At 63.8% G+C, this 7,845-nt stretch carries 8 protein-coding genes, 1 tRNA gene and 1 pseudogene; 4 read left to right on the top strand and 6 right to left on the bottom strand.

Annotated elements, in window-relative coordinates:
- Both secA and KBY85_RS15140 read right to left on the bottom strand, forming a co-directional pair.
- A pseudogene (secA, locus tag KBY85_RS15135) lies at positions 1-356 on the bottom strand (preprotein translocase subunit SecA); the annotation flags it as partial.
- 178 nt (positions 357-534) lie between these two features.
- Complete coding sequence (locus tag KBY85_RS15140; RefSeq protein ID WP_254962294.1) at positions 535-1,881, bottom strand: ATP-binding protein; 1,347 nt, start codon at positions 1,879-1,881, stop codon at positions 535-537.
- 129 nt (positions 1,882-2,010) lie between these two features.
- Between KBY85_RS15140 and KBY85_RS15145 the strand changes: the two genes are divergently transcribed.
- Entirely contained in the window at positions 2,011-2,148 is a 138-nt protein-coding gene (locus tag KBY85_RS15145; RefSeq protein ID WP_254962295.1) for a type II toxin-antitoxin system VapB family antitoxin, read from the top strand.
- Positions 2,149-2,191: 43 nt separating this feature from the next.
- Positions 2,192-2,581, top strand: coding sequence for a type II toxin-antitoxin system VapC family toxin (locus KBY85_RS15150; RefSeq protein WP_254962296.1), 390 nt, complete (start codon positions 2,192-2,194; stop codon positions 2,579-2,581).
- Between the two features lie 23 nt (positions 2,582-2,604).
- Here the strand turns inward: KBY85_RS15150 and cysE are convergent, their stop codons facing one another.
- On the bottom strand, positions 2,605-3,363 hold the full coding sequence (gene cysE / locus KBY85_RS15155) for a serine O-acetyltransferase (protein WP_254962297.1): 759 nt from the start codon (positions 3,361-3,363) through the stop codon (positions 2,605-2,607).
- A 64-nt stretch (positions 3,364-3,427) separates the two neighbouring features.
- Here cysE and KBY85_RS15160 point away from each other — a divergent pair.
- Positions 3,428-3,499, top strand: a tRNA-Gly gene (locus KBY85_RS15160).
- A 38-nt stretch (positions 3,500-3,537) separates the two neighbouring features.
- On the opposite strand, the gene KBY85_RS15165 is transcribed toward KBY85_RS15160, so the two are convergent.
- The 3 genes from KBY85_RS15165 to miaA all read right to left on the bottom strand — a co-directional run bounded on the left by KBY85_RS15165 (position 3,538) and on the right by miaA (position 6,341).
- The gene (locus KBY85_RS15165; protein WP_254942829.1) at positions 3,538-4,527 is read right to left on the bottom strand and encodes a GntR family transcriptional regulator; all 990 of its coding nucleotides are present in this window, start codon (positions 4,525-4,527) and stop codon (positions 3,538-3,540) included.
- Positions 4,528-4,779: 252 nt separating this feature from the next.
- The gene (gene infC / locus KBY85_RS15170; RefSeq protein ID WP_254962298.1) at positions 4,780-5,385 is read right to left on the bottom strand and encodes a translation initiation factor IF-3; all 606 of its coding nucleotides are present in this window, start codon (positions 5,383-5,385) and stop codon (positions 4,780-4,782) included.
- Positions 5,386-5,420: 35 nt separating this feature from the next.
- Positions 5,421-6,341, bottom strand: coding sequence for a tRNA (adenosine(37)-N6)-dimethylallyltransferase MiaA (miaA, locus tag KBY85_RS15175; protein WP_254962299.1), 921 nt, complete (start codon positions 6,339-6,341; stop codon positions 5,421-5,423).
- 140 nt (positions 6,342-6,481) lie between these two features.
- On the opposite strand from miaA, the gene KBY85_RS15180 reads away from it, so the two are divergent.
- The coding region (locus tag KBY85_RS15180; RefSeq protein WP_254962300.1) for an ATP-binding protein at positions 6,482-7,845 on the top strand (1,364 nt) is incomplete at its 3' end.

A 7,845-nucleotide genomic window follows, 5' to 3' on the forward strand; every position in this document is an offset into this window, starting at 1 on the left:
GGCAGGGTGGCCACGAGGGTTTTGCCCTCGCCGGTTTTCATCTCAGCGATTTGACCGTTGTGCAGCACCATGCCGCCGATCAGCTGCACATCGAAGTGCCGCATGCCCAGCACCCGCTTGCCGGCCTCGCGCACCACGGCAAAGGCCTGGGGCAGCAGCTCATCGAGCAAGGCCCGCTCCTTGGCGGTATTGCCCGCCACCTGCTCCAGCTTCTGGCGGAATTCAGCAGTGAGGCCGCGCAGCTCGTCGTCGGAGAGGGGGGAGATTTCCTCCTCGAGCAGGTTGATATCAGAAACGATCGGCTGGTAGCGCTTCAGCTTGCGGGCATTTGGATCACCCAGCAGCAGCTTGAGCATTGAGGCGGAACGGCCAGCACAAGCCAAATCTTACCGGGCGGCTACCAGAGCAAGCGCTAAGGGAAGGCCTGCAGCCCTGAAGCCGCCAAGTGTTGGGGCAGGGTGTCGACCAGTCCGCTGGCTGCCGGCAGCTTGCCTAAACGCACCTCGACAAGGCCAGTGCATCAGCTGATTCGGCTCACTCCAGCAGCCATTCCACTGCGCTGCTCCAGGCCACCGGTTGTGGCCATTCCCCCCGGGGCGGCCTGTTGTTGAGTGAAATCACCCGCGCTTGGGCGCCGCTGCTCGACGGTTCCTGCAGGGCCTCCAGGAGTGCTCGCAGCTCCCTTTGCAAAGTCGCTGGTTCACTGAGATCGGTACACACCTGGATCAGCTCCCGCCGGCCATCGGGGAAACGGGCGAGGAAGTCCACCTCGTGGCCGTTGCTTGTACGCAGGTAGCCCACCTCCGCTCCTTTCCGCAGTAATTCCAAAAGCACCACGGTTTCCAGCGCATGTCCGAGATTGCTGCGCCCCTCCAGTTCATAGAGGGGCAGCAAACCCGGATCGACCGGATACACCTTGCGGGGCAGCGTCATCTGACGCCTCAGCGAACCTCCCACCACGCCCAAGCAGTGGATCAGGAAGGCACTCTCTAGGTGCTGCACCAGCTCGGCCAGGTGTTCGCGGCCGATCGCTAGACCCTGGCTTTTCAGGGCTCCATGCAGGCGGTTGAGGCTGAAGCTGCCGCCACCGTTGCTGAGCAGCTGCCGCACCAGCCATTGCAGAGCCAGGGGCTGGCGGATGGCATGGCGCTCGATCACATCCCGCAGCACGGTGCTGTCCACGTAGCTGCCCAGCAGCAGCCGGCGGCTGCGCTCCTCCAGTCCCTGAGCCTCCGGGAAACCCCCGCAGCGCAGGTAGTGCTCCAGCTGGTGAGTGAGCTGCGAGCGCTGGGCGCTGCTCCAGTGCGTGCTCGGCTGCAGCGGCTCCAGGCTTCGGTGGCGGAGGCTCTCGCGGAAGCTGAACGGATACACCACCGCCTCTAGGGCGCGCCCCCGCAGGTTGCTGGCGATCTCGGTGGAGAGCATCTCCGCCGACGAGCCACTCACAACCACGTCGATCGGTTCGCTGTCCATCACCCGCCGCACGAATCCCTCCCAGCCGGGAATGCGTTGGATCTCATCGAGAAACAGGCAGCCCCGCCGCGCTCCCGCTTGCCGCGCCTGGGGCTGGAGCTGGAAATAGGTCTCGAGAAGCTGGTCGAGCAGCTCCGCACCAGGGTTGTGGGCCAGCAGGCGCTCGTCTTCCAGCGACAGCATCGGCAGCCAGCTGCGCTCCGCGCCCGCCTCCACACGCCGGCCCAGCTCCTGCCATAGCAGTGAGGTTTTGCCGCTGCGGCGCATGCCGATCACGGCCAGCGTTTTGCCGGGGATCCTGGGGATCCAGGTGTCGCGCTGGGTCAGCTGGGGTAGCGGCTGCTGCCAGCTGTCCACCAGTTTCTGGCGCAGCAGGGCTTGCAGGTCTGCGGGCAGCTTGTCGTCCATGGCGTCAAGTTAGCGCCTTGGCTTGTTGTTCATGGCGACAAGAAGGTGATCTTCATTTTGGGCGAGATCGGGGTCTAGGTAGAAATATTGTTGATTTCTGCCCGGCTCCTTGTGGGGGTGTGAGCATCCATGGGCATGAACATCAAAGACCCTGAGGTACATGCCATGGCCCCTGAGCTGGCGGCGCGGCATGGCACCACCGTGACCGATGCCGTGCGTCGTGCGCTTGCGGCCGAACTGAGAGAAGCCCAGGGCCATCTGCGCTGAAGCTGCAGGATGCCCTCTACGACGATGACGGTCTGCCGGTCTGATGGTGATCGATACCTCTGCTCTGATAGCCATTCTCAAAGCGGAGCCCGAAGCTGCCGAACTCCTTGGCTGCCTGAGTCAGCCATCTCCGAAGTGGATCTCCACCACCACTCTCTTGGAAGCTCAGATCCTGGTGATCAGTCAGCTCGGTGAGGCAGGGCCTCCTGAGTTGGACTTGCTCTTGGGCCGAGCGGAGATCAAGTCGCTTCCGCTCGACACGTTGCATGTGCACTGGGCCCTCCACGGCTGGCGCCACTTCGGCAAGGGCCGCCACCGGGCTGGCCTCAACCTGGGTGATTGCTTCAGCTACGGCCTAGCCATGGTCCTAGACCTGCCGCTGCTGTTCAAAGGCGACCACTTTGCCCGCACTGATGTGAAAGCTGCCATGTGAAGGCACGCGTGGGAAACCAGGACTCAGCTGGTGGTGCCAGGGTTGTCGCCCAGAAACTCCAGGATCTCGCGATCTTTGAGGTTTTGAGCGGCGCCGTTGCAGGGCTCCAGCAGGGGGCGGCCGGCGGCAAGCTCCCGCAGGCAGCCCTGGGTGCGGGCCAGCTCCATTTCCAACACGTCGATGCGCTCCATCAGGTTGCGGATCACATTCGCCTCCGTGTCTGGCAGGGCTGAGTGGGCAAGGGGGTCGATCCTCACCCCGCTCTGATGGATCACCCGGCCCGGGATGCCCACCACCGTGCTGTCGGCCGCCACATCGCGCAGCAGCACCGAGCCGGCGCCGATGCGGGTGTTGGCACCCACGGTGATCGCCCCCAGTACCTTGGCGCCGGCGCCAACCACCACGTTCTCCAGCAGGGTGGGGTGGCGCTTGCCATGGGCCTTGCCGGTGCCGCCCAGGGTGACGCCCTGATACAGCAGGCAGCGGTTACTGATCACGGCTGTTTCACCGATCACCACTCCCATGCCGTGGTCGATGAACACGCCATGGCCGATCCGGGCGCCGGGGTGGATTTCAACGCCGGTAGCCAGTCGCCCCAGCTGGCTCAGCAGCCGTGCCAGCAGGGGCAACGGCGGCAGTCGCCGGGCCCAGAGCCAATGGCTGAGACGGTGCAGGGTTAGGGCGTGCAAGCCCGGATAGCAGAGCAGGATTTCCAGCGTGCCTCGGGCCGCAGGATCTCGTTGCTTGATGATCGCCAGGTCGGCTTGCAGTGCCTTGAGCATGGAGCCAGTTTGACCGAGGGGCCCCCCGTCATGCATGATCTTGAAATCGGCAAAGCCGGTAGTTGCGGATGTAGCTCAGTGGTAGAGCATCTCCTTGCCAAGGAGAGGGTCGAGAGTTCGAATCTCTTCATCCGCTTGATTCAGCCTGCCATTTGGTTCATGTAGCCATTGGGTTCAGGTAGCAAGTAGGCCAATTTCTTTGCGCAGTCCGTCGATGGTGGCGGTGCCTAGGTAGCTCTGGGCGCAGTGCACCACAGGCATCCGTATCAGTTGGGCCCTGTTTTGGCGCAGGCTCTGCTCCACCAGCGGCAGGCTGGGGCGGTCGCAGAGCACGTGGCTGGCGGCCCGCAGCAGGGCTAGCAGGCGGCTGCCTGTGTCGGGGTTGGCGGTCATCACCAGCAGCTCGTTGCCGCGCATGCTGTGCAGGATCACCTCGGCGGCCCGCAGGATCCCCGGGCTGATGCTCACCAGGCCCACGCAGCTGCCCTGGCGCAGCTCCTTGAGTAGGTCGAGCTCGTGGCGAAAATCGTTGAGATCAACGGCCACCGCCCGCACGCCGTGCTGTTTGGCAATCTCCTCCACCGGCTGCAGGAAGTAGCGGCTGGTTACCACCGTGCCGTTGTTGGATTCGGTGAGCACCGCCGCCAGCTCCTCCATCGGCACCACCTCCACCGGCACCTCCAGGCTGGGGATGAGCTCCTCGGCGATCAGCATCGAGGCGCCGATGTCCTCGCGGGGGGTGCTGACTAGCACCCGGGCGCCGCAGCGCAGGCGCCAGTCGATCTCCCGGGTGAATAAGTCGCGGCTCTGCTGCAGGGTGCAGCCGGCATTGAGCAGGCCATCGACGCTCTGGCGCACCTCACGGTCGATGTCTGGCAGGGGACGGCCCCTGGGGCCCGGCGGCGGCTTGATTTCCCGCGGCTTTTGCTGGTCGCGCACATAGATGCCCGATCCCGCCATCGCTTCAACGACGCCGTCGGTTTCCAGCTGGCGATACACCTTGCTGATCGTGTTGCGGTGCAGGCCGGTCTGCATCGCCAGCTGCCTGGTGCTGGGCAATCGGTGCCCCGGCGGGTAATGGCGGGCCGCAATGGCGAAGCAGATCTGGTTGTAGAGCTGCGTCGACGCCGGGATGTCGCTTTCCTGCTGGATGTGGAATCGCACGCCGGGGTTGGGCCAATTGGGCTGGTGGCCACCATAAAGAGGCTTGGCCCTGGGGACAATCCCCCTGTTGGCATACGCGCTTGTGCCGGTTGGGCCTGGTGCAAGTGGGCGGCCCTCCGGGAAGTTGTACATCTGTACAACTTCCTGCACGCGCAAAAACCCAATGCAAGCCCGCCAATGTCCGCCCGCCCAGACCTTCCCTCCAACCGTTCAGCGCTTGAGCGATATGCAGGCGATCGCTAGAGAAGCGATTTAACCCGTGGGTTCTGCAGCGGAACTTGAAGCCACCTTGGTGTTGCCCTTTGGAGCGGCGGCCTTGCGGGGGCTCAGGAACATGATCATGTTGCGCCCTTCCCGCTTGGGGGGCTGCTGGATCTCGGCGTTGTCCTCGAGGTCCTTGGCCATGCGGTAGAGCAGCACTTCAGCTAGGGCGGTGTGCTGGATTTCGCGGCCGCGGAAGATCACGGTGCACTTCACCTTGTCGCCGTCCTTAAGGAAGCGCTGCGCCTGGCCGATCCGCACCTGATAGTCGTGCGAGTCGATCTTGTAGCGCATCTTCACTTCTTTTACTTCCGTCTGGTGCGACTTCTTCTTGGCTTCTTTGGCCTTCTTTTCCTGTTCAAACTTGTATTTGCCGTAGTCCATGATCCGGCACACCGGCGGATCGGCCTTTTCGCTCACCAACACCAGATCGAGCTCGCGGTCCTTGGCAACCTCAAGGGCCTCCTCGCGGGTGATCACCCCCAGTTGACTGCCATCGGCATCCACCACCCGCAGGTTGGGGTAGCTGATGCGGTCGTTGATGTTGGGCAGCTCCCGCACGGGAGCACGGCGGTCAAAACGGGGACGTGGAGGCATTCAGGGGTGTGAAGGATCGCGAAATCGCTAACGCTTCACCCTAGTCCGCGCTCGACCACTTGCAACGCCTGGGCCAACTGCCCCTCGGTGCTGCGCTCTTCCAGCCAGATCGGCGCATGGCGCCGCCTAAACCAGGTGCGTTGCCGTTTGGCGAATTGGCGGGTGCGCTGCTCGCAAAGGGCGATCGCTTCAGTTTCGCTGAGCTCGCCGGCCAGCTGCTGCTTCGCCTCGGCATAGCCGATGGTGTTGAGCAGGGGCAGTTCAGCCCCGTAGCGCTCGATCAGCGCTTCGGTTTCAGCTACCAGCCCCGCAGCAAATAGGCCCTTGGTGCGGCTGGCAATGCGGCCTGTTAGGTCGGTGGGGGTTAGGCCCAGCTCCAGCACCCGCCAGGGCGGCGGCGTGGCCCCCTGCTGGCTGGATAGGGGCCGCCCCGTGGCATAGAGCACCTCCAGGGCCCTTTGGGTGCGCACGGCATCGGCGGGGGCGATGCGGGCGGCGGCCGCTGGATCGCCCTGGCGCAGCAGCTGGTGGCAGAGGGGCTGGCCGAGGGCTGCTAGCTGGGCGCGCAGTTGGGGTTGGGGTGGCACCGCTGGGGGCTCCAGCCCCTGGGTGAGGGCCTGTAGGTAGAGGCCGCTGCCGCCAGCCAGCAGGGCCAGGGGCTTGCTGGCAAGTTCGGCGTTGAGCTGGGCCTCGGCGATCGCCCGAAACTCCTGCAGGTTGATCGGCTGGTCGGGATCGCGCAGATCCAGCAGCTCGTGGCGCGCCTGCCCCCGCTGAGCGGCCGTGGGCTTGGCGGTGCCCACGTCCATCTGCCGGTAGAGCTGGCGCGAATCCACGTTCAGCACCGCCAGATCGAGGGCCTGGGCCAGGGCGATTGCCAGGTCCGTTTTGCCGCTGGCCGTGGGGCCCAGCAAGACGATGACAAGGGGTTGGCCTGCGGACTCAGTGGGGCTCATGGGTCCACCTTGCCAGGGGGTGTCAGCCCGGGTTGGCGGTGGTAAATTGCTTATTGCAATAGGGCTTTTGGGCCCGTTTGCGCCTTACTTGCCCCGGGATTTCGCCGTCCTGTGCCGAATCCCTGGGGAGACCTTCCTGCATGAGCGCTGAAAGCCAAGCTTCCACGAAAATTCAGGCCGCCTATGGCGCCGAGCAGATCCAGGTTCTGGAGGGCCTGGAGCCGGTTCGCAAGCGGCCGGGCATGTACATCGGCTCCACCGGGCCCCGAGGCCTGCACCATTTGGTGTACGAGGTGGTCGATAACGCAGTGGATGAGGCCCTAGCCGGCCACTGCGACCAGATCCTGGCGGTGCTCAACGACGACGGATCTTGCGCCGTCACCGACAACGGCCGCGGCATCCCCACCGATATCCACCCGCGCACCGGTAAGAGCGCCCTTGAAACCGTGCTCACGGTGTTGCACGCCGGCGGCAAGTTTGGTTCTGGTGGCTACAAGGTTTCTGGCGGCCTGCACGGCGTTGGTGTGTCGGTGGTCAATGCCCTCTCCGAGTGGGTGGAGGTCACGGTTTACCGCCAAGACCAGGTGCACACCCAGCGCTTTGAGCGCGGCGCCCCGATTGGCATCCTGCAATCAGCCGCTGGCGAGAAGGGCCGCACCGGAACATCGGTGTGTTTCAAGCCCGATATCGAGATTTTCTCGACCGGCATTGAGTTCGACTACCAAACTCTCTCCTCGCGTTTACGCGAGCTGGCCTACCTCAATGGTGGGGTGCGGATTGTCTTCCGTGACGACCGTGCTGCGGCCCGCAATGCCGCTGGCGAAGCTCACGAAGAGATCTATTTCTACGAAGGCGGCATCAAGGAATACGTCGCTTACATGAATAAGGAGAAGGATCCTCTCCACCCCGAAATCATTTACGTCAACCGCGAAAAGGACGGTGTACAGGTGGAAGCGGCACTGCAGTGGTGCGTGGATGCCTACTCAGACAGCATTCTTGGCTTTGCCAACAACATCCGCACTGTCGATGGTGGCACCCATATCGAGGGCCTGAAAACGGTGCTTACCCGCACCCTCAACACCTTTGCCAAAAAGCGCGGCAAGCGCAAGGATGCCGATACCAACCTAGCTGGCGAAAACATCCGCGAGGGCCTCACCGCGGTGCTTTCGGTAAAGGTGCCCGACCCGGAATTTGAGGGTCAGACCAAGACTAAGTTGGGTAATACGGAAGTTCGCGGCATTGTTGACACGCTGGTGGGGGAAGCCCTCAGCGAATATCTAGAATTCAATCCCTCGGTGATCGATCTGATCCTCGAGAAGGCTATTCAGGCCTTCAATGCAGCCGAGGCTGCCCGCCGCGCTCGCGAGCTGGTGCGACGCAAGAGCGTGCTCGAGAGCTCCACCCTGCCTGGCAAGTTGGCAGATTGCTCCTCCCGCGACCCGGCCGAGTCTGAGATCTACATCGTGGAGGGGGATTCAGCTGGTGGTTCGGCCAAGCAGGGGCG

The organism is Cyanobium sp. BA5m-10 (assembly GCF_024346255.1).
In the GTDB taxonomy this organism is placed as follows: Bacteria; Cyanobacteriota; Cyanobacteriia; order PCC-6307; family Cyanobiaceae; genus Cyanobium_A; species Cyanobium_A usitatum.

Bases quoted from the DNA above. Each gene is read 5' to 3' on its own strand.
- KBY85_RS15140 (WP_254962294.1), bottom strand. From the start codon at position 1,881: ATGGACGACAAGCTGCCCGCAGACCTGCAAGCCCTGCTGCGCCAGAAA.
- KBY85_RS15145 (WP_254962295.1), top strand. From the start codon at position 2,011: ATGGGCATGAACATCAAAGACCCTGAGGTACATGCCATGGCCCCTGAG.
- KBY85_RS15150 (WP_254962296.1), top strand. From the start codon at position 2,192: ATGGTGATCGATACCTCTGCTCTGATAGCCATTCTCAAAGCGGAGCCC.
- cysE (WP_254962297.1), bottom strand. From the start codon at position 3,363: ATGCTCAAGGCACTGCAAGCCGACCTGGCGATCATCAAGCAACGAGAT.
- infC (WP_254962298.1), bottom strand. From the start codon at position 5,385: ATGCCTCCACGTCCCCGTTTTGACCGCCGTGCTCCCGTGCGGGAGCTG.
- miaA (WP_254962299.1), bottom strand. From the start codon at position 6,341: ATGAGCCCCACTGAGTCCGCAGGCCAACCCCTTGTCATCGTCTTGCTG.